The organism is Rhodococcus sp. BP-349, assembly GCF_019835845.1.
In the GTDB taxonomy this organism is placed as follows: Bacteria; Actinomycetota; Actinomycetes; order Mycobacteriales; family Mycobacteriaceae; genus Rhodococcoides.
Genome location: NZ_JABUDR010000001.1, coordinates 817,465 through 835,057, shown reverse-complemented (window position 1 = coordinate 835,057; position 17,593 = coordinate 817,465). Strand labels below are relative to the sequence as shown.

At 64.5% G+C, this 17,593-nt stretch carries 17 protein-coding genes; 7 read left to right on the top strand and 10 right to left on the bottom strand.

Annotation, left to right across the window (positions count from 1 at the left end; all coding sequences use genetic code 11):
• Positions 1 to 33: 33 nt before the first annotated feature.
• The 3 genes from HQ325_RS03940 to HQ325_RS03930 all read left to right on the top strand — a co-directional run bounded on the left by HQ325_RS03940 (position 34) and on the right by HQ325_RS03930 (position 3,283).
• On the top strand, positions 34 to 1,992 hold the full coding sequence (locus tag HQ325_RS03940) for a hypothetical protein (protein WP_222626799.1): 1,959 nt from the start codon (positions 34 to 36) through the stop codon (positions 1,990 to 1,992).
• A 68-nt stretch (positions 1,993 to 2,060) separates the two neighbouring features.
• A complete protein-coding gene (locus HQ325_RS03935) occupies positions 2,061 to 2,264 on the top strand; it encodes a hypothetical protein (RefSeq protein WP_222626798.1) in 204 nt (67 codons plus the stop codon).
• Between the two features lie 326 nt (positions 2,265 to 2,590).
• Positions 2,591 to 3,283 (top strand): cytochrome c oxidase assembly protein, encoded by a 693-nt coding sequence (locus HQ325_RS03930; protein WP_222626797.1) that lies wholly within the window; start codon positions 2,591 to 2,593, stop codon positions 3,281 to 3,283.
• Here HQ325_RS03930 and HQ325_RS03925 read toward each other — a convergent pair whose 3' ends face one another.
• Both HQ325_RS03925 and HQ325_RS03920 read right to left on the bottom strand, forming a co-directional pair.
• Positions 3,284 to 3,766, bottom strand: a complete 483-nt coding sequence (locus HQ325_RS03925; RefSeq protein WP_222626796.1) for a nuclear transport factor 2 family protein — start codon at positions 3,764 to 3,766, stop codon at positions 3,284 to 3,286.
• Positions 3,763 to 4,755: an SDR family NAD(P)-dependent oxidoreductase gene (locus HQ325_RS03920; protein ID WP_222626795.1), complete on the bottom strand. Its 993-nt coding sequence runs from the start codon at positions 4,753 to 4,755 to the stop codon at positions 3,763 to 3,765. The genes HQ325_RS03925 and HQ325_RS03920 overlap by 4 nt, the downstream gene beginning before the upstream one ends.
• A 339-nt stretch (positions 4,756 to 5,094) precedes the next feature.
• Between HQ325_RS03920 and HQ325_RS03915 the strand changes: the two genes are divergently transcribed.
• Positions 5,095 to 5,595 carry a hypothetical protein gene (locus HQ325_RS03915; RefSeq protein ID WP_222626794.1) on the top strand — a complete coding sequence of 167 codons (501 nt, stop codon included), beginning with the start codon at positions 5,095 to 5,097 and terminating at the stop codon, positions 5,593 to 5,595.
• A 62-nt stretch (positions 5,596 to 5,657) separates the two neighbouring features.
• On the opposite strand, the gene HQ325_RS03910 is transcribed toward HQ325_RS03915, so the two are convergent.
• The 5 genes from HQ325_RS03910 to HQ325_RS03890 all read right to left on the bottom strand — a co-directional run bounded on the left by HQ325_RS03910 (position 5,658) and on the right by HQ325_RS03890 (position 10,415).
• Positions 5,658 to 6,488: an NAD(P)-dependent oxidoreductase gene (locus HQ325_RS03910; protein WP_222626793.1), complete on the bottom strand. Its 831-nt coding sequence runs from the start codon at positions 6,486 to 6,488 to the stop codon at positions 5,658 to 5,660.
• Between the two features lie 5 nt (positions 6,489 to 6,493).
• A complete protein-coding gene (locus tag HQ325_RS03905) occupies positions 6,494 to 7,303 on the bottom strand; it encodes an enoyl-CoA hydratase/isomerase family protein (RefSeq protein WP_222626792.1) in 810 nt (269 codons plus the stop codon).
• On the bottom strand, positions 7,304 to 8,065 hold the full coding sequence (locus HQ325_RS03900; protein ID WP_222626791.1) for an SDR family NAD(P)-dependent oxidoreductase: 762 nt from the start codon (positions 8,063 to 8,065) through the stop codon (positions 7,304 to 7,306).
• A 101-nt stretch (positions 8,066 to 8,166) separates the two neighbouring features.
• Positions 8,167 to 9,444 carry a MaoC family dehydratase N-terminal domain-containing protein gene (locus tag HQ325_RS03895; RefSeq protein ID WP_222626790.1) on the bottom strand — a complete coding sequence of 426 codons (1,278 nt, stop codon included), beginning with the start codon at positions 9,442 to 9,444 and terminating at the stop codon, positions 8,167 to 8,169.
• Positions 9,445 to 9,512: 68 nt separating this feature from the next.
• Positions 9,513 to 10,415: a nitronate monooxygenase family protein gene (locus tag HQ325_RS03890; protein ID WP_222628851.1), complete on the bottom strand. Its 903-nt coding sequence runs from the start codon at positions 10,413 to 10,415 to the stop codon at positions 9,513 to 9,515.
• Positions 10,416 to 10,572: 157 nt separating this feature from the next.
• Between HQ325_RS03890 and HQ325_RS03885 the strand changes: the two genes are divergently transcribed.
• Complete coding sequence (locus tag HQ325_RS03885; protein WP_222626789.1) at positions 10,573 to 11,541, top strand: LLM class flavin-dependent oxidoreductase; 969 nt, start codon at positions 10,573 to 10,575, stop codon at positions 11,539 to 11,541.
• Between the two features lie 11 nt (positions 11,542 to 11,552).
• Here HQ325_RS03885 and HQ325_RS03880 read toward each other — a convergent pair whose 3' ends face one another.
• A complete protein-coding gene (locus HQ325_RS03880; protein ID WP_222626788.1) occupies positions 11,553 to 12,254 on the bottom strand; it encodes a FadR/GntR family transcriptional regulator in 702 nt (233 codons plus the stop codon).
• 217 nt (positions 12,255 to 12,471) lie between these two features.
• Here HQ325_RS03880 and HQ325_RS03875 point away from each other — a divergent pair, with 217 nt between their 5' ends.
• Positions 12,472 to 13,671, top strand: a complete 1,200-nt coding sequence (locus HQ325_RS03875; protein WP_222626787.1) for an epoxide hydrolase family protein — start codon at positions 12,472 to 12,474, stop codon at positions 13,669 to 13,671.
• A 39-nt stretch (positions 13,672 to 13,710) separates the two neighbouring features.
• Entirely contained in the window at positions 13,711 to 14,511 is an 801-nt protein-coding gene (locus HQ325_RS03870; protein WP_094695199.1) for an enoyl-CoA hydratase/isomerase family protein, read from the top strand.
• Between the two features lie 92 nt (positions 14,512 to 14,603).
• On the opposite strand, the gene HQ325_RS03865 is transcribed toward HQ325_RS03870, so the two are convergent.
• Together HQ325_RS03865 and HQ325_RS03860 are read right to left on the bottom strand one after the other, a co-directional pair.
• Positions 14,604 to 14,789, bottom strand: a complete 186-nt coding sequence (locus HQ325_RS03865) for a hypothetical protein (protein ID WP_094695201.1) — start codon at positions 14,787 to 14,789, stop codon at positions 14,604 to 14,606.
• 26 nt (positions 14,790 to 14,815) lie between these two features.
• Positions 14,816 to 16,879: a hypothetical protein gene (locus tag HQ325_RS03860; RefSeq protein WP_222626786.1), complete on the bottom strand. Its 2,064-nt coding sequence runs from the start codon at positions 16,877 to 16,879 to the stop codon at positions 14,816 to 14,818.
• Positions 16,880 to 17,593: the final 714 nt, after the last annotated feature.

Genomic DNA, 17,593 nt, shown 5'->3' with positions numbered 1-17,593 from the left:
GTGGCCACCATCGCTGCGCCGAAGCTCAGGAGCGTGGACAGCCCCGCGACCCGGGCGACCGAGACCGGAATCTATCCCTCGTCGATCACGATCCCCCACCGAGATCAGCGCACCGGACCGTTGACGAGGGCGCGTCAACGCCGAACGTTCATCGTCCTGGGATCTGTCGAGGCGGCCGGACTGGCCCTGACCGTCTTCGGACGAAGTAAGCGCGCCAGAGCAGTGGGACTGGGGCTGGTGGCACCAGGTGGCGGCCAGGCCTACACCCGAAAGCCGGTGAAAGCGCTGCTGTCAGCTCTCACCAGCGCGACCGGACTGATCGTGTGGATCGGAAGCGGGAACATGCTGATGACCCCGCTGGTGTGGCTGGGCAGTGCGGCATCGGCGGGCAAGGACGCGGACGAGTCCACGAGGGTCTCCGATGCAGCGCGCGTGGTGATCCCCTTGCTGGTGACGGGCACTACCGCGTGGTTGGTCGACCGCATCCGCGAGGACTTCGTCAAACAGCAGGCCGTCGCTGCGGAGACGAACAAGTATCTGGAAACCTTCGCTCCCCCGCTGCGCGGCGACGACCGGCCCGAGCCATACGTGGCCGCCGAACTGACTCTCGATGAGCTGATGCTCGCTCGCACTGTTCTCGATGTCGCATTGCAGGATGACGATGATTGGTCGAACTACGACATCCTCGAACAGTTTCAACCTTCTGCGGTCCGCTATCAGCTCAATTATCTGGGCTGGGCACTGTCCATGCTCCAGTACAGCCGGATGCCGGCCTTCCACGGCTACCTGAGCGAAGCGCAACGCAAGCTGATCCAGAAGTTCCAGCAACGAAAGGTGTGGAGCTACTGGTGGCTCGAGAACCTCTGGGGAAATCTGGAGAACAATCCGGACCCCGTCCGCAGACAGAACATCATGCTCACCGGATTTTTCGGCCTGCAGATCGCGACATATCAGTCCGCGACGGGCGATATGCGCTACACCCAGCCCGGAACGGTGAAGTTTCGGTGGGACGACGAGAACTCGTTCGACTATTCCCTCACCACCATGTGCGATGCGATCGTGGACGACATCTCCCGATCACCGTGGTCGATGATCGCGTGCGAACCGAACTGGGTCTATCCCTACTGCAACGGCACCGGCGCCAACACCTTCCGCATTCACGACCGGATGTCGGGCACCGGGTACTGGGACCGCATCAAGTACGGCTTCACCAAGTCGATGGACGTGGAGTTCCATCGGCCTGACGGAACCTCGCACATGTTCAAGTCCACGCGCACGGGGTACGGCAACGGCGCGATGCCCTTCAACAGTACCGAGATGCGACCCCTGACTCCCGAACTCGCCGACCGCGGTTGGGCACTCACCCGCGCGGGCGTGGGGGCTTTCGACGAGAACGGGGATCCGATCGGCACCGTGTTCAGAGACCTTCCGCGCGGATTCGACCCCGGCAACGCCGGCAGCGGGAAGGTCCTTCAGTACGGCGGCATCATCGACGCCGCACGTGAGGCCGGTGACGAGAAGCTGGCGCAAGCCGCGTGGGGCGAATTGTTCGAGACGACAACGGTCGCCAGGGATCACGGTCGGCTGGCTTTCGCGGGAGCCTCGCTCCAATCGACTGCGTTCTTGGCCAAGAGCGCGTTCAACCGAAAGGGCGGCTGGCTCGACCTGATCGAACGTGGGTTGCCAGACGCTTGGTTGCACGGGCCTGTCCTCGACGCGGTTGCCTATGCCGATGCGATGGTGGCTCGCGCGGAGACCGACGGTACCGGTCTCGACGTGGTACTCCACCCGGTCTCCGGCGCGGTGACGACCGACCTGACGCTTGCTCGGCTGACTCCCCATTCGCGGTATGTGGTCGACGCCGGTGGCCGGACGACGAACATCGTGGCGGATGCGGATGGTCGTGCCTCGGTCGCAGTGAACCTCGCAGGGCGGACAGCCGTCTCGATTCAGCCCGCCTCACCCCGGTCGACCGGACCGGCTTCCACGTAGTCACTGGCCCCCACAGTCCCCCAGAGCATCCGACTCCCGACGTTCACCAGAAGCAGGAGAACACAGCTATGACCTCATCGAACGCGGACCCGACGCCGTCACCACTCGCACGCGTGCTGCGTGCGGTGAGAACGGTGGATTCCACCGCAGGTGTGATCGTCGACAACTGGATCAGCGTCCCCGCCTGGTACGTGTTGATCAAGGCGATCGGACTCACTCCCGGCAAGCCTCTCCATCGCCTGGCACAACGAGAATTCCACGCGAGCAGGTGATGTCGGGGCGCTCATGATGGAGTTGCCTCCCAACCCACGCCAACGAAAGTGTGTGTATGTCAGCACCATCCGAGCGGCCCCGGTCGGCACCCCGACGTGGACGGACCGAACCCACACTGCTGAGGATCGGCCTTCTGGCCCAGGCTGAACTCGTCGCTGCGTTCATCGTGGCTCGCGGGTTGATCTTCGTCGGCACGACACTTCGTGACGATGAGAGCGGAGCCTCTGCCGTCACCGCGATCGCACCGGACGGCGGCACGAGTAGTCACCACCACTCCGGATCATCGATGGACACGACTGCCCACACCGTCAGTTCGAGTCCATCGATGAGCACGTGGGCACTATTGGCGACCGCCTGCGTGGCCGGCGCGGCGCTGTGGATGGCGCGACGTCGCCTGACCACGCGCTTCTCTCAGGTCTCGGTCGACGCAGCACTGGCGGTCGCGGCGGTGTCGGCGGTTGTCGTTGCGCTCCTGCCGTCGGTTCGCAGCGCCGCCGACATGTCGCACCTTGCCATGATGACGCAGGCGATGATCCTCGTCATGATCGCTCCGGCACTCGCATCCGGCTTCCTCCTACAACGGATCAGCCTGTCCACGAATGTTGTTCGAGTCGCGGCTGTACCTTTCGCGCTCGGCTACGTGATCGTGATGTACCTCTGGCATCTGCCGATCGTCACCGTGACCGGAACGACGGCGGGCGTGTTGTTCACGGCAGCGCTGCTGGTCGGTCTGTGTCTGTGGTGCTCGATTCTGTCCGACGAACGCCCCGAGATCGAGAGAACTCGGCGGCTGACTGTCTACGTCGCCGGCATTCCGGCCGGCCTTCTCGGACTTGCCTTCATCATCGCCACGGAGCCCATCATGGCAGGGCACATACACGGAACCAGCGGCCTCGGCGCGATCGCCGACCAACGAGCCGGCGGCGTTGTCATGATGCTGGTCGAGGCAGTGTTCTTGATTCCGATCCTGCTGCCACACAACGAACGCCGAGGGCCTACGACTGCTCGCGTCGCGTGATCACCCAGCGTCGGGAACGGTGGCTCCGCCGACGACACCGTCTTTCAACGTGACCGCATGGCGCCGCTGTATCCGCCACCGACCAGCAGTGAGCACGTACTCGTCCTCGTAACGACCTACCGCGGCGACCCGGTTCTGCCCTCCATCGACACGGAAGACGAACCAGTCGGAAGATGCTGTCGCAGTTCCCTTGCCGAGGTCGACATCGATGAGGGAATTGGTGGTGATCTGCTTCATCACCCATCCGGCGTGCGAGGCACGGATGTACTTCTCGAGGCCTTCGGTTCCCTCTGCCCGCACCCCCTCGGGACCGGTGAATTGCCCGTCCGCAGCGAAGAGACCCGCCCACTCGCCGTAACGCCGCGCGGAGACGAACTGGCTGTAGCGCGCCATGACTCGTTGTATCTCCTGGACCGCCACGAGGGTCAGGAGCTGCGACGGCAGGCTGTGTGCATCCTCGGGGTGAGAGTCGGCGGCCGTCACGAAGTCGCCCCGCCGGCCGTGCCCGCAGATCGCGGAGCGAAGGCAGCGATGAGTTGACGCTCGTCCGGGCTTGAACTCGGCTCGCCGAACCCCGTGCGATCCCGGATCGTGCTCAGGTTGTCGATGACGTCCCGGGCTCCGTAAGACGATGGATCGCTCGGGTACCACCCGCGCGTCACGGCCGTGAACACCTCCGCGATCCTTCCGTAGCCGATCGAATAGACGGAGCCGGTCCCCGTCCACTCGTCACTGCTCAACGCGACGACGAGCGGGGCCACCTCGTCCGTCGTCAGTGGCGGAGGTCCCGGCACTGAACCGGTGGTCGCATTCTGACCGGTCGCTGATCCGGCGAGGCCGACGATTGCCCCGTGTGCGGCTTGCGACCTCGGCGTACGCGCCATCGGCATGACCGTATTGGCAATCACGCCGAATTCGTGGCCTTCCAGTGCCACCGCGCGAGCCAGTCCCAGGATCCCAGCTTTCGCGGTCGCGTAGTTGCTCAGACCAGTGCCGCCGAAGGCGGCGGTATTCGAGCTCACGAAGATCACCCGGCCGAATTTCCGTTCCTTCATATGACCGAATGCGGCTTGAGTGACGAGGTAGGAACCGATCAGGTGGGTGTCGAGGACTGCGCGCAAGTCCTCCTCGGACATCAGGGCAAACGGCGATGGCCGGCGATTACCCGCGTTGTTGACCAGAATGTCGACCGATCCGAACGTGTCCAGAGCGTGCTGTACCACGGCGCGCGCACCTTCGACCGTGGCAACCGAGTCGTAGGAGGCCACGGCCCGGCCCCCCGATCTGCGAATCTCTGCCACGACTTCGTCCGCCGGCGCGCGGTCAGCGCCCTTGTCGGTCGTGCTCGCCCCCAGGTCGTTGACGACCACGGACGCGCCACGCTCGGCGAGGGCAAGCGCATATGCCCTGCCGAGGCCGTTACCTGCACCAGTCACCACTGCTGTCCGATGGTTCATCACGATGTCGGTCATCGACCCGCCTTTCATCGTTGCTCATCTCTCCGGGTCGCACGGGGGGTCGGCGAGACGTGCACCCCGGACGGCGCTCACAAGCAACAGTCAACTTGGCAATTAAGTATGCTTAATCGATCAAAGCTTGGCAGAGCCCGCCGTCGGAGTCAACTGTCGTCACGGGGTTCCCTGCAACCGCCACATCACCTAGTTCCACAGAATGAGTATCCTGTTCAGAGTGACTCCCACCGATGTCGCGGGTGCCGGATCGAGCGTTGACATGCGCGTCCGCAGCCATGGCAGGTTCGCCAGAAGTAGAAGTGATGACTACAGACAAGAGGCAGCGCAATGCGGAGAATCGTGACGGCGTCCGACACCGAGGGCAAGTCGTACGTCGTGAGTGACGGAATGCCCCCTCGCGCATTTCATTTCACGACGACGGATGGACGACATACGCGCGAACGCGTTGTCGGTGTTCCAGATCTCGGACCGTCTTCCGGCTTCGTGGCAGAGCTCTGGAGAGATTCGGCCGGAGGTACGGTCCACGGTACGAATGATCCTGTTTCGGGCGACGAACCGTTCACGCCGAACGTGAATCCTGGTCAGGTCGTGTTGAGACAGGTCAGCTACGGTCCCGGGTATCGAAGCCCCATGCACCGCACGAGTTCTCTCGATTTCAACGTCGTGGTCGCGGGGAGTGTGACGTTGATTCTCAGCTCCGGACGGGGAATTGTGATGGAGCAGGGCGATTCGCTCGTGATTCCAGCGACCGAACACGCGTGGCTTGCCGGGCCGGACGGATGCACGGTCAGTGTGGTGAATGTCGGAATGGTGTCGGAATTCGACAGCAATTGGGACTGACGAGGACGAAAGAGACCACTGCGAGCCCGTCGTGAACCGACACGACGGGCCCGACGCATCGATCAGCGAGGATCGACGAAGATGTCGAGGGAAATGGGCTCGATCCCGCCGTAGATGCTGAGGTCCGAGACCCCCGCCTCTGTGAGAACGTCCACGTCGATCAGCGTCTGTCCCGTCAGTTCGCCCTTCTTGCGTCCGAGAACGGCGACGGCAGCGTCGGCCATGATCTGCGGTGAGCGCGAGTGCGCGACGCCTTCCTTTCCTCCGAGCAGGTTCTCGACAGCTGCGGTGGCGATGGTGCTTTCGGGCCACAGGCAATTGCAGGAGATCTGCTCGTCGGCGTACTCGGCCGCAATACCCAACGCCGCCAGGGTCATGCCGTATTTCGCCAACATGTACCCCGGGTGCTTACCGAGCCATTCTTTCGACATGTTGAGGGGCGGCGACAGCGTCAGGACATGTGGATTCTCCGACTCGACCAGATGAGGCAGACATGCCTGCGTCAGAGCGAACGTGCCTCTGACGTTCACCTGCTGCATGAGATCGAACCGCTTCAACGGTAGCTCGGTCGTCCTCGACAAGTTCAGAACGCTGGCGTTGTTCACGACGATGTCGATGCCGCCGAATGTCTCCGCTGCAGTAGCCGCGGCACGCTGGATGTCCTCGTCGTTGCGAACATCGCCGACAACCGCGACGGCGTGTCCGCCGACTGCGACGATCTCGTCGACCGCGGTGTGAACAGTGCCGGGAAGCCTCGGGTCGGGAGTGTCGGTCTTGGCGAGCAACACCACGTTTCCGCCGCGTCTACCGACTTCGAGTGCGATCGCGAGTCCGATTCCGCGACTGCCGCCCGACATCACTGCCGTTCTCCCTGCAAAGCTGTTCGTCGTCATGGTCGTCACTTTCGGTCCGTTGACACGCCGGTCGTGGAGAACTGTGCCGGTCGACGTTCCACGAATGCGGCCACGCCTTCCCGTCCGTCGAGTCCGCCTGCTGCCGCACGAATTGCGCGCGCCTCCGCGTCGAGGTGGTCCACGAACGATGAGGTCAGACCTTCGTGGACGAGTGCTCGGGTGGCGCGAACGGCAGATGCGGAACTCGCTGCGATCGTCGCCGCCAACTCCGCCACCGCATCTGCGCTGGTGCCGTCGTCGACGACTCGGCTCACTGCACCGAGCGTATGAGCCTCGCCAGCGCCCAGCGTGCGTCGAGTCAGGAACAGATCCAGGGCAACCGATCGACCTACTGCGCGAGGGAGGGACCACGACATGCCGCCGTCAGGGGTCAGGCCTACTGCCCCGTATGCCGTGCGGAACTGTGCCGATCTTTCGGCGATCAAGATGTCGCCGAACAATGCAAGGCTCATTCCGGCACCCGCGGACCACCCCTGCACCCCGACGACGATGGGTACACCGGACGACGCCAGGGCCTCGAGGCATTCGTGGAGCCGAACCGCCAGAGTCCCGACGTAGTCGTCGGGGGAAGCCGCCGAGGCGAACCCCGCCAGATCTCCCCCGAGGCAGAAGTTCTTCCCCCGAGCGGTGATCGTGATGCAGGAGGTCGACGGACCGATGGCTCGAACGGCTTCCGCCAACTCGTCGACGAAGTCGAAGTCGATGGTGTTGCCACCGTCCGGGTCGATCAGCTCGATGGCGAGGATACTGCCCGTCGGCCCGTCGGTGACATCGAGTCGAACCTTTGTCGTCATCTACTTCGGTCCCATCCGGATAGCGCCGTCGAGCCGGATGGTTTCGCCGTTCAGCATGGGGTTGTCGATGATGTGCGAGACCAGGGCCGCATACTCGGCGGCTTTGCCGAGCCGCGACGGGTGTGGCACCTGCTGCCCGAGCGACTTCTGTGCTTCTTCGGGAAGTGTTGCCATCATCGGAGTTTCGAAGATTCCCGGCGCGATGGTCATGACCCGGATCTGGTGGCGTGCGAGCTCGCGAGCAACCGGAAGCGTCAGCGCGGCGACGGCGCCCTTGGACGCGGCGTACGCGGGCTGCCCGATCTGTCCGTCGAATGCTGCGACGGAGGCGGTGTCGACGATGACGCCGCGCTCCTCGCCGATGGGGTCGGCTTCGAGCATCTTCTGTGCGCCGAGGCGAATGAGATTGAACGTTCCGACGAGGTTGATGCGCACCACACGTTCGAAGTCTTCGAGCGGCAGCGGCCCGCTTCGCCCCAGCACTTTGCCGGGGGTCGCGACGCCGGCGCAGTTGACGACCACCCGAACCGGCCCCAGCGAACCAGCCACCTCGAGAGCTTGGGCGACGTCGTCGCCGGAGGTGACGTCGGTCGGCACGAAACGAGCCGCGTCGCCGATGCGCAGCGCCGCGTCGGCGCCGTCGGAGCTGGGGAGGTCGAGGAGCACCACGCGTGCCCCGCGCTGCGCCAGAGCGATGGCGGTGGCGTTTCCCAGTCCGGATGCGCCGCCAGTGATCACTGCTACTGCACCGTTGATGTCCATGTCGGTCCTTTGTCGCGTGTGGGGGCGCTCAGCGGGTCGCCGCCGAGTGGGCGATGACGAGCTGCTCGATTCGGTGGTGATGTCCACTCACCGGGGCGGTCTCATCTCCGGCGTTCGGCAACGAGCTCCAGGTGCCGCGCGTACATCTCGGCCGCCTTGCGCTGTTCGCTGATCTCGGGCTGCGGAAGCACCAACGCACCACCGATGCGACTCGGTAGAGCAACCGTGGCGGTGCCGAAGGTGGTCTTCTCGCCACGCTGGTTCGTCATCTGCATCTCGATGTCGACCACACCACCTTCGGGGGTCTGACGTTTCTGGGTGATCGCACCCGAGATGAACTGGGTGTCGCCCTGATAGTTGAACTTGCGCATCGAGTCCTCCTGCCGGAGCACGAAAGCATCATCGCCGGCCCAGTCGGTCAGGTAGTGGTGCAGCCATGTCTGTCTCATAACTCCGTAGTCGTAGGCGCGCGGATTGCCGATCGCCTTGGCCCACTCCGAGTCCCAGTGCAGACGCTGAGCGACGTCCGGGACACCTTGGTCGTTCTTGACGAAGAAAGCCGGGATCCGCTGCCGGTTCTCGTACGCCAGGCGACTCGACTTCAGGCCGTAGGGCGCGAAGCCGTAGCCACCCGCATGGAAGGCGATGATCTCGGTGGTCGTCAGAGGTCCTTTGACCATCGGTGGCAGATCGTCGCCCACGGAAACGTCCTCCCAGTACCGCGGATCGGCACCGCGCGGACCTTCCTGGGCGTAGATCTCCTCGATGCGCCGCATGTCCTCGTCGGTGTACGACGCGGGCTCGATCGTCGAGTTCTTGCCGCGCTCCCGAGCCTTCTTTCGTTCGCTGAGGACCCGAACGACTCGCTGGATCGCGACGATCTCGCCACGCTGGTTGAGGCGAACGCTGCGCCGAACCTGGATCACCGACGTTCCGGAGAATTCCGAGTTCTTGACCTCGATCGATTCCTCGCCCGCATAGCCCACGATTCGGTCGCCGGGCAGGATCGGCCGGAACCACTCGTTGCTCCCGCCCGACACGAAGACATGGATACCGGTGAACAGGCCCTTCGCAGCGCGCTTGATCTCGTCCGGCATGGGATCGCCCAGCATCGGCGCCCCCATGATCTGGGACATGATGTTCGGCGCCACCTGCGAGCCCCAGCGCGTCGTCTCCCCGTAGTGCTCGTCGGTGTAGAGCGGGTTGCTGTCTCCCACGCCCCACGCGAAGTTGCGAATGCTGTCGTAGGACGCCGTCGTGACGTGCTCCTGGTTCTTGATCGGCGTGTCGACCCCCAGAAGGAGCCGGGCGCGCTCCACGTCGCCGTCGGTGAATACCGCCTCGGTGGCCTTCTCGAACTCGGTGGTGACGTCTGTCATGATGCGGCCTTCCTCGATTGAACGGGCCGGCGGCGTCCGCGCCGCCGGTACATGGTGATCCCGGTAGGTCAGCCCGGAGCCACGGCAGTGGCGGTGCGAACCGGCACTGCGCTCGCGGCGTCGTACTCGACGCGTAGTCGGTCGACGAGGACCGCGACTGGGGCGACGTCCTCGATCAGATCGACGCCCTGGCCTGCAGACCAGACGTCTTTCCAGGGACGTACCCCGTCTCTGGTACGCGCCGCGAGTTCTCCGTCCAGGTCCAACCCCAGAGCGGCGGCCGACGGGCGCAGCCATCGGGCCGGACCACCACCACCGAACGGGGTGAAGACGAGATCGTCGGACGTGGCCTCGACCAGCATGCGCTTGTACTCCGGCGGCGCCAACGACTCCTCGGACGCGATGAAGCGCGTGCCCACGTAGGAAAGGTCGGCCCCGAGCACCTCTGCGGCACGGATCGCAGCTCCATGCGCCACTGCGCCGGCCATGACGATGGTGCCGTCGAAGATCGCGCGTAGGCGCGGAACCAAGATCAGGTGGCTGACCGTGCCGGCGTGCCCACCACCCCCGGAACCAATGCACACCAGCCCGTCGACGCCGGCGGCGATCGCCTTCTCGGCGTGCCGCCAGGTCGTGACGTCGTGGAACACCTGCCCGCCCCACTCGTGGACGCGCTTGGTCAACTCGGTCGGATCACCGGCCGCAGAGACGACGATCTCGACGCCGTGACGGGCACAGATCTCGAGATTGGCGGGGATGTCGTCCGGAGACACCCGTCCGGTCAGGTTCACTGCCAGCGGTCCGTGAACCACGCCCGGACGCGCAGCCTCATCGGCTGCAAGTCCTGCGCGGATGTCGCCGAGCCACTGGTCGAATCCCTCCAACGAACGAGCATTCTGGCGAGGCAGCACTCCCATGAGCCCTGCCTTGCACGCCTCCCGCACCAGGTCCGGACCGGACACGAGAAACATCGGCGCGCACACGGCAGGTACGGCCAATCGGTCACGCCACGCGTTTGTCACCGGCTGCCCTTCGAGTCATCTGACGACGCCTGATCGCCACTTTCGTCTATACAGTACCCTCTTTAGGAGAGAGACGCACCCGCGTCCAGGAAAGACGGGGCCTGGGATGAAGGTCGGCATACATATAGATGTACGCAATCCCGCGGGTTGGCGAGCACCGTGGGACCGCGTCTACGGGTTCAATCTCGAGCTGAGCCAGGAGGCGGAGCGTCTCGGCCTGGAATCGGTCTGGCTCTCCGAGCACCACCTGTTCGACGACGGCCACCTCCCCCAGCCGTTGACGTTCGCCGCCGCGGTCGCGGCCCGGACGTCGTCGATCCGCATCGGGACGGCGATCATGCTCGCCCCGCTGCGGGTCGCTGCTCATCTGGCAGAAGAGGCGGCGGTCGTCGATCAGCTGAGCAGTGGCCGTCTCGAGCTCGGCCTCGGCGCGGGCTATCGAGCCCCGGAGTTCGACCTCTACGGCGTCGACATCGACCAGCGTTTCACCGACACCACTGCGCGGGTCACCGAGCTGCGCGCCATCTGGGCCGAGGGTGTGGTCACGCCGCCGACAGCTCAGGAGAGGCTGCCGATCTGGCTGGGCTACAGGGGCCCCAAAGGAGCGCGTCGCGCCGGTCTGCTCAACGAGGGCCTGCTGTCGCTCGATCCTGGTCTGTTGCCCATCTACCGAGCTGGGCTGCGCGAGGGCGGGCACACCGAAGAGGAAGCACGCATGGCAGGTCCCATGAACCTATTCGTCAGCGACGACCCCGAACGTGACTGGGCGATCGTGCGAAAGCACCACCATCACCAGTGGGACTCTTATCGCCGTATGTCTGCCCAGGAGACCGGCGTTCCGGTGCGACCTTTCGACGGCGAGAGGGCCCGCGCTCGGGGGCTGACGCCTGGACTGGGCAACATTCTGGTGGCCACTCCGGAGGATGCTGCGGCCCAGATTCTCGAACGGCTCGCAGGGTGCCCTGTCGTGCGAATATTTCCGTGGGCATCGCCCGGGGCCCTCCCCGAGCAGCTGGCCATGCAGCATGTGCAAACACTGGCACAGAGTCTTGCGCCCCTGCTGGCGGACGCCTGACCCAGTGAAAGTCAGCGGTAGTAAGCAGACATCGCTTCGAGGTGCTTGGCCAGGCGGTGTTGCGCCACCGCCAGGTCGCCGTCGATGAGCGCCTCGACGATCCGGCTGTGCGTGTGGTGCAGGACGCCTGCGGTCTCCGGATCGTTGGGAATGTTCTGCTTGGCTCGCTGCTGGGTGAGCCTGACCAACACGTCGACGAACAACCGCAGCGCGGAATTGCCTGAGAGCTCGGCGAGCAGAACGTGCAGATCACTGTTGTGAGCGCCGACGCCTTCCGTCTTCATGACGCGTCCCTCGTCGGCGATGGCCTCTCTCAGACGAGCGATCTTTGCCTCGTCGAGATTCTCGCTGAGCTGACGCAGGCACGTGAATTCCAGCGCCGTCCGCACTGCGAACAGATCCTGCTGTCGGACCGAGGCGAAGTCGAGGTACAGCGCAGCCGATGCCAACACCGACTCGATGTTCGGCTCAGTGACGATCAGACCGCCGCTGGGCCCACGACGCATCCGAGCGACGTTGTGGCTCTCGACAATGCGGATACCCTCGCGAAGCACAGCCCGGCTCACCCCGTGCTGCGCGATGAGGTCGGATTCCGACCCGAGGTTCGCGCCGACGGGCCACTTCTTGGCCATGACCTCGGCCTCGATCCTGGTAGCCACACGATCGGCCAGCTTCGTCGAGCCACCGGTCTTGGCGACAGCGGCCTCCGGCATCCGCTCATCGATTTCCGATCCAGGGCGGGAGTCGTTCGAACCATCTGACTCGACCTCCTCGGAGCTTGAGGCCACGAACTCTCGTTGAGTACTCATAATGCTCCGCATCATATCCGAGTAATGCCGCGATTCACGCAGCGAACGATGTAGGTTCAGCAATACGGTATACTTTATCAGCCCGCCTCACACGTCCGCAGCCCGCCTCCGGGAGGTTTTCTTGATCCTGCAGCGCTCTGTCCGAGACCTCACCCTCACCACCCCTGTCTCCGCGGTCGACGATCTGCGCCGACGGCTGGAGGGCACCCGCTGGCCCGACGACGTCGCGGACTCGGGCTGGGCGGCGGGCATGCCGATCAGCGCCCAGCGTGAGCTGGTAGATCGTTGGATGAACTTCGACTGGTCGGCGAGGGAGACAGAGCTGAACCGGGACGATCACCATCTCGTGACGGTCGGTGGAAATCAGATCCACGCCGTGAGGCACCGGGGCACGGGACCGGCCCCTCTGCCCCTGGTGATCACCCATGGGTGGCCGAGCACGTTCCACGAGTGGCACAGGGTCATCGGCCCGCTGACAGACCCGGAAGCCCATGGCGGCGACCCTGCCGATGCGTTCGACGTCGTCACGCCGTCCCTGCCGGGCTACGGGTACTCGCCGGCTCCTTCGAAGCCCGGGACGACCCCGCGCGACATCGCCGCACTGTGGGTCGAGGTCATGGCCGCTTTCGGCTACGACCGATTCGGAGCCCAGGGCTGCGACTGGGGGTCCTTCGTGACCTCCTTCCTGGGACTGGATCATCCCGACCGCCTGATCGGGGTGCACATGGGAATGGTCAGCCTCGGCGCCCCCCGAGAGCCCGGAGTCTCGCCGAGCGCCGAAGAGAAGGAGTACGCCGCACGCTTTCGCGCGTGGCGAGCGGTGGAGCACGGGTACGTGGCCATCCAGTCGTCCAAGCCGCAGACGTTGGCCACGGCGCTCACCGACTCACCTGCCGGAATGGCGGCCTGGATCGTCGAGAAGTGGTCCACATGGTCGGATCGCCACACAGACGGCAGTTCGATGGTGCCGTGGGACGACATCCTGACGACACTGTCGATCTACTGGCACACCCGCACCATCGGCAGCGCCAACCGCCTCTACTACGAAGCCGCCGTTAAGCCGCAGGGTCTTACGGCCGGCGAGCGCGTCGAGGTGCCGTCCGGATTCTTGCTCGAGACGGGTTCGCACCAGCGTGTGACGGGGCGGCAGCGCGGCACGGCCGCCGCGGACAGGTTCGGTGCACCTCCCCGTTCACGCGTCGAGCAGGCATTCAACGTCGCGCGGTGGACGGAAGCGCCGACCGGGGGACACTTCCCCGCCCTCGAGACACCCGACCTCTACGTCGACGAGGTTCGCGAATTCTTTCGACCCCTCAGATGACTATGCCCATCATCCAGTCAACAGCACGAAGGAACCACCGTGACCAGTGAAACAGGGGTCGACATCACGCGAGACGGCGTCGTCCTGCGTGTGCACCTCAACCATCCCGCCTCCGGCAACGCGCTGAGTCAGGCCGGCATCGACGCCTTCGTGGCGGCGCTCGACGAGGCGACCCGGTCCAACACCGTCAGGGTCATCGCGTTGACCGCCGAGGGGCGACACTTCTGCACGGGAATGAACCTCGTGGAGGCCAATACCACCAACCAGGAGCGGCCACGAACCGGGCACCTGCGCCGGCGCACGAACCTCGGCGCCAACCGTCTGGTGAAGACGTTGATCGAGGTGCCCCTCCCCGTCGTGACGGGAGTGCGCGGGTGGGCCGCGGGCATCGGCAACATGCTCGCGCTGTCATCGGACTACGTGGTGGCGTCGGAGACGGCCAAGCTGTGGGCACCCTTCGTGGGGCGTGGCTTCACCCCCGACAGCGGCACGTCCTACCTGTTGCCCCGCCTGGTCGGCACGCAACGGGCCAAAGAGATGGTGCTGCTCTCGCGCCCACTCCCGGCCGAACGAGCCGAGCGTTGGGGACTGGTCAACGACATCGTGGCGGACGACGCTGTCGAGGAGAGAGTCGAAGAAGTGGTGCAGGAGTTCGCCCGCGCTGCGACCGTGTCCGTCGGACTGGCCAAGCAGATGCTCAACCGCAGTCACGAGATGACCCTCGAACAGGCTCTCGACCGCGAGGCCACGGCGCTGGAGATCTCGCTGCGTACCGCTGATTTCAAGGAGGGCATGTCTTCGCTGCGCGAAAAGCGGGACCCCGAATACCGCGGTACGTGAACGGCCTCAAGGCGCTGAAGTCCAAAAAAGGGGGGCGATGTCGATGACGTCGCCCCCTTTTGACGGACTGGCCGCCGGTCCTTGTATCGGGGTCAGCGCCTCGAGTACCAATAGCGCTCGACGGCCCGCTGGAATGGCGTTCCGGGCCGAAGGCTGATGAGGTGCAGAAGGCGGTACCAGTTCTCGATGCTGATCCAGTTCTCAGCCGTGTGGCCACTCTTGGTGGCAGCTTGCCGAGCAGCCGACGCAAACGCCATCGATCGCATGTTCTTGCTCATGAAAGTGCTCCTTCGAAGTCGCGAGCTCATCGCGCGTTCGTCTTTGTATCGGTCGGGCGTACATTGATCGCGGTGCGGCCCGCGAGATGGACGGGCATAACGGCTTCGCCGTTCTCGTCGGCGACGACAGATGCCGTCACGTCACCCGTGACTTCGTAGGAAATCCCGGGCGTGAGGCGAGCAAGAGTCAGCCGGGTGTGGGCCTCGTCGTCGACCGGATGCAGGACGAGATCCAGCGCTTGGCCGTCAGTCTCGGCCCGGGCCACCATCGCGTCAGCGAACGGGACATCTTTCAGGATGGGGCCCGTCGCCCACGTCTCGGGGAGACCACGATCTATGAGATCCAGCCACCCACCCTTGCGCCCGAATGCTCCCATAGCGACGTTGGCCTTCGACATGACGGAGGCTCCAGTGAATTCGAGGCTTTCACGCGTCCGCACGGGGTTGGCGACTTCGAGCAGCTCGTTCCAGGCCACCGAAGCGCGCTCCTCGTCACCGGCCTCGCGCGCAGCATGCATCACTGAGCCGTACATGCCTACCTTGCTGGCTCCGGCGTTGCCGTAGTCGAGTCCTTTCGGCATGTCCCGGAAAACCGTGCCGCTCACTTTGCCGTCGTCGTCGGTCAGCCAGACCCCTGCCTTCAACAAAGCCCAGCCGCGGTCGGCCAGGTCGGGGATGAGCGGACGAAACTCGACACTTGTCGTGGGTAGGGCCCCATTCCCGTAGCCGGTCCGAGTCGACTTGAAGTGCATCACGAGTCCGTCCGGACGGTGCAGCTCCTCATCAGCAGTGCGGGTGAACCTGCCCTGCAGTGAGGGCCAGTAGTCGCTGCCCGTCATTCGGTCTTGGATCTTGAACGCATTGGCACCCACGCTGTTGCAGTACGGGTAGAGCCAGTTCGGCTCACAGACGATCATGCCCCACTCGGAGGCGTCGATATCGCGCGCCATCGCGTCGCAGATGGACGGCAGACTGTACTCATAAGTCCTCTTGCGATCCCAGTGGAACTTGACCGAACCGGGCTCGGCGTAGCGCATGTCACCCGTGGCTGACTGGTAGGTGCTGAGCTGCAGTCCGAAGAACCCGGACAACATGACGTTCTGCTTGCGCACCGGGTCGGGATTGGACTCGAGATTGCCCCAGAGATTCTCCAGCCACCAATAGCTCCAGACCTTGCGCTGCTGAAATTTCTCGATCAGGCGACGTTGCGCTTCACTGAGGTAGCCGTGAAAGGCTGGCATCCGCGAGTACTGCAGCGCCGACAGTGCCCAGCCGAGCCAGTTGAGCTGATACCTGATGGCCGTCGGCTGGAACTGCTCCATGATGTCGTAGTTGTCCCAGTTGTCGGCGTCCTGCAATGCGATCCCGAGCAAGTGTCGAGCGAAGAGCAACTCGTCCTTGGAAAGTTCTTGGCCCACGAAGGGTTCTGGACGGTCGTCCCCCCGCAGCGGCGGCTCGAAGTCCTCCAAGTACTGATTGGTCTCCAGCGCCGTGGCCTTCTGCTTCTCGAAATCCTTCTTCAGACGGATCGCCATTCCAGCAACCGCTCCGCCCACCGCGAGAGGAACGGCACAGCGAACGAAACCAGCCTGTCCGCGCCCTTCAGCGCGACGGGCAGAGAGTGCGGCAGACCCCAGCCAAGCCAGCGGGGTCACCAGGTGATTGCCCGAGCCGATCCACAGCACGAGTCCAAGTGCCGAGCTGCCTGCAGCGGCCGCTCCGCGAACAGGCTCCTTGTTCAACAAGTCACCACCGCCGGGAACCATGAGTCCAAGTCCGGCAGCGCGCATCCTCGGCGACTTTCCGGCCGCCGCCAGCACGAGCCCTACGGCCTCCATCGCACCGAGAATGGCAAATGCGCGGGCCTGGCGCTTGCGAGTCAGCGGCCCACTGCGGAAATCGCGGGGCGGGATGGTGATGCTGGTGGAATGAACGACGTCTCGGTGGGTACCCCCATCGAAGGGCGGCACGCTCTCCTCGCCGATAGCCTTAGGACGGTCGATCAGCCTGGCCGCCAGCGGCACGATGGCAAGTCCGGCAACGACTGCACGACTCGCGCCGCCCCTCTGCTTGTTGCGCTTGTTCTTCATGGCATGCTCCTACATCGAGATTCTGTGGTTCGGAAGAGTAAAGAGATTCAGCTTCGAGTCGCGCTCGTGTGCGCGCGACGCTTGCGTTCGTTCTGGATTGCGAGCTCGCTCACTGACACCTTGCGGTTGCCGGCGAGCCTCGAGAACGCCATTCGGATCAAGGTCCCGATGAAGATGCAGCACGCCATCTCGTCACCCCCTTTCTTTGTCGAACTCGGAGCGACTGAAAGCAGTCGCGAAGTGAAGCGGCACCAAGAAGAGGAAGTCCACAGTCATCATCAGCACCCCGGCTCCTGGTCGGCCATGGCGCGCTGAGGCCACCGGACGTCACATGACCTAGGGGGGCCGGAGAGCGGTCGGTCCGACCAACGCCGCACCAGCACGGACACGAGGACCGTCGACGACAAGAGTCCAAGGCTGATCTCGGGACCACGAGCCATGCCTTGGTCCGTCGCCACCGTGTCGTGATGCATGCTCATCGGATCGTGACCGCCAGCCGAAGACTTCGCCAGCTTCCAGAGGATCCACCCAGCCCCCGCAGCTGCAAGGAACTCGGCCCCGCCCAGGGCTCCAAGCACCACAAGCCGACGTTGTTTGTCACACCGGACTTTACGTCGGTGAGCGAGGTGGTCATGATCTCCTCCTCGAGGATTCGGGGTTGCGGTGTCCAGTTGTCACCACAGGCGAAAACTCGATGCGAACAACCGACGTGAT

Excerpts from the sequence above, each read along its gene's own strand:
- HQ325_RS03935 (WP_222626798.1), top strand. The coding sequence starts at position 2,061 with ATGACCTCATCGAACGCGGACCCGACGCCGTCACCACTCGCACGCGTG.
- HQ325_RS03920 (WP_222626795.1), bottom strand. The coding sequence starts at position 4,755 with ATGACCGACATCGTGATGAACCATCGGACAGCAGTGGTGACTGGTGCA.
- HQ325_RS03860 (WP_222626786.1), bottom strand. The coding sequence starts at position 16,879 with ATGAAGAACAAGCGCAACAAGCAGAGGGGCGGCGCGAGTCGTGCAGTC.
- HQ325_RS03880 (WP_222626788.1), bottom strand. The coding sequence starts at position 12,254 with ATGCCGGAGGCCGCTGTCGCCAAGACCGGTGGCTCGACGAAGCTGGCC.
- HQ325_RS03930 (WP_222626797.1), top strand. The coding sequence starts at position 2,591 with ATGAGCACGTGGGCACTATTGGCGACCGCCTGCGTGGCCGGCGCGGCG.
- HQ325_RS03865 (WP_094695201.1), bottom strand. The coding sequence starts at position 14,789 with ATGAGCAAGAACATGCGATCGATGGCGTTTGCGTCGGCTGCTCGGCAA.
- HQ325_RS03890 (WP_222628851.1), bottom strand. The coding sequence starts at position 10,415 with ATGTTTCTCGTGTCCGGTCCGGACCTGGTGCGGGAGGCGTGCAAGGCA.
- HQ325_RS03895 (WP_222626790.1), bottom strand. The coding sequence starts at position 9,444 with ATGACAGACGTCACCACCGAGTTCGAGAAGGCCACCGAGGCGGTATTC.
- HQ325_RS03910 (WP_222626793.1), bottom strand. The coding sequence starts at position 6,488 with ATGACGACGAACAGCTTTGCAGGGAGAACGGCAGTGATGTCGGGCGGC.
- HQ325_RS03900 (WP_222626791.1), bottom strand. The coding sequence starts at position 8,065 with ATGGACATCAACGGTGCAGTAGCAGTGATCACTGGCGGCGCATCCGGA.
- HQ325_RS03905 (WP_222626792.1), bottom strand. The coding sequence starts at position 7,303 with ATGACGACAAAGGTTCGACTCGATGTCACCGACGGGCCGACGGGCAGT.
- HQ325_RS03885 (WP_222626789.1), top strand. The coding sequence starts at position 10,573 with ATGAAGGTCGGCATACATATAGATGTACGCAATCCCGCGGGTTGGCGA.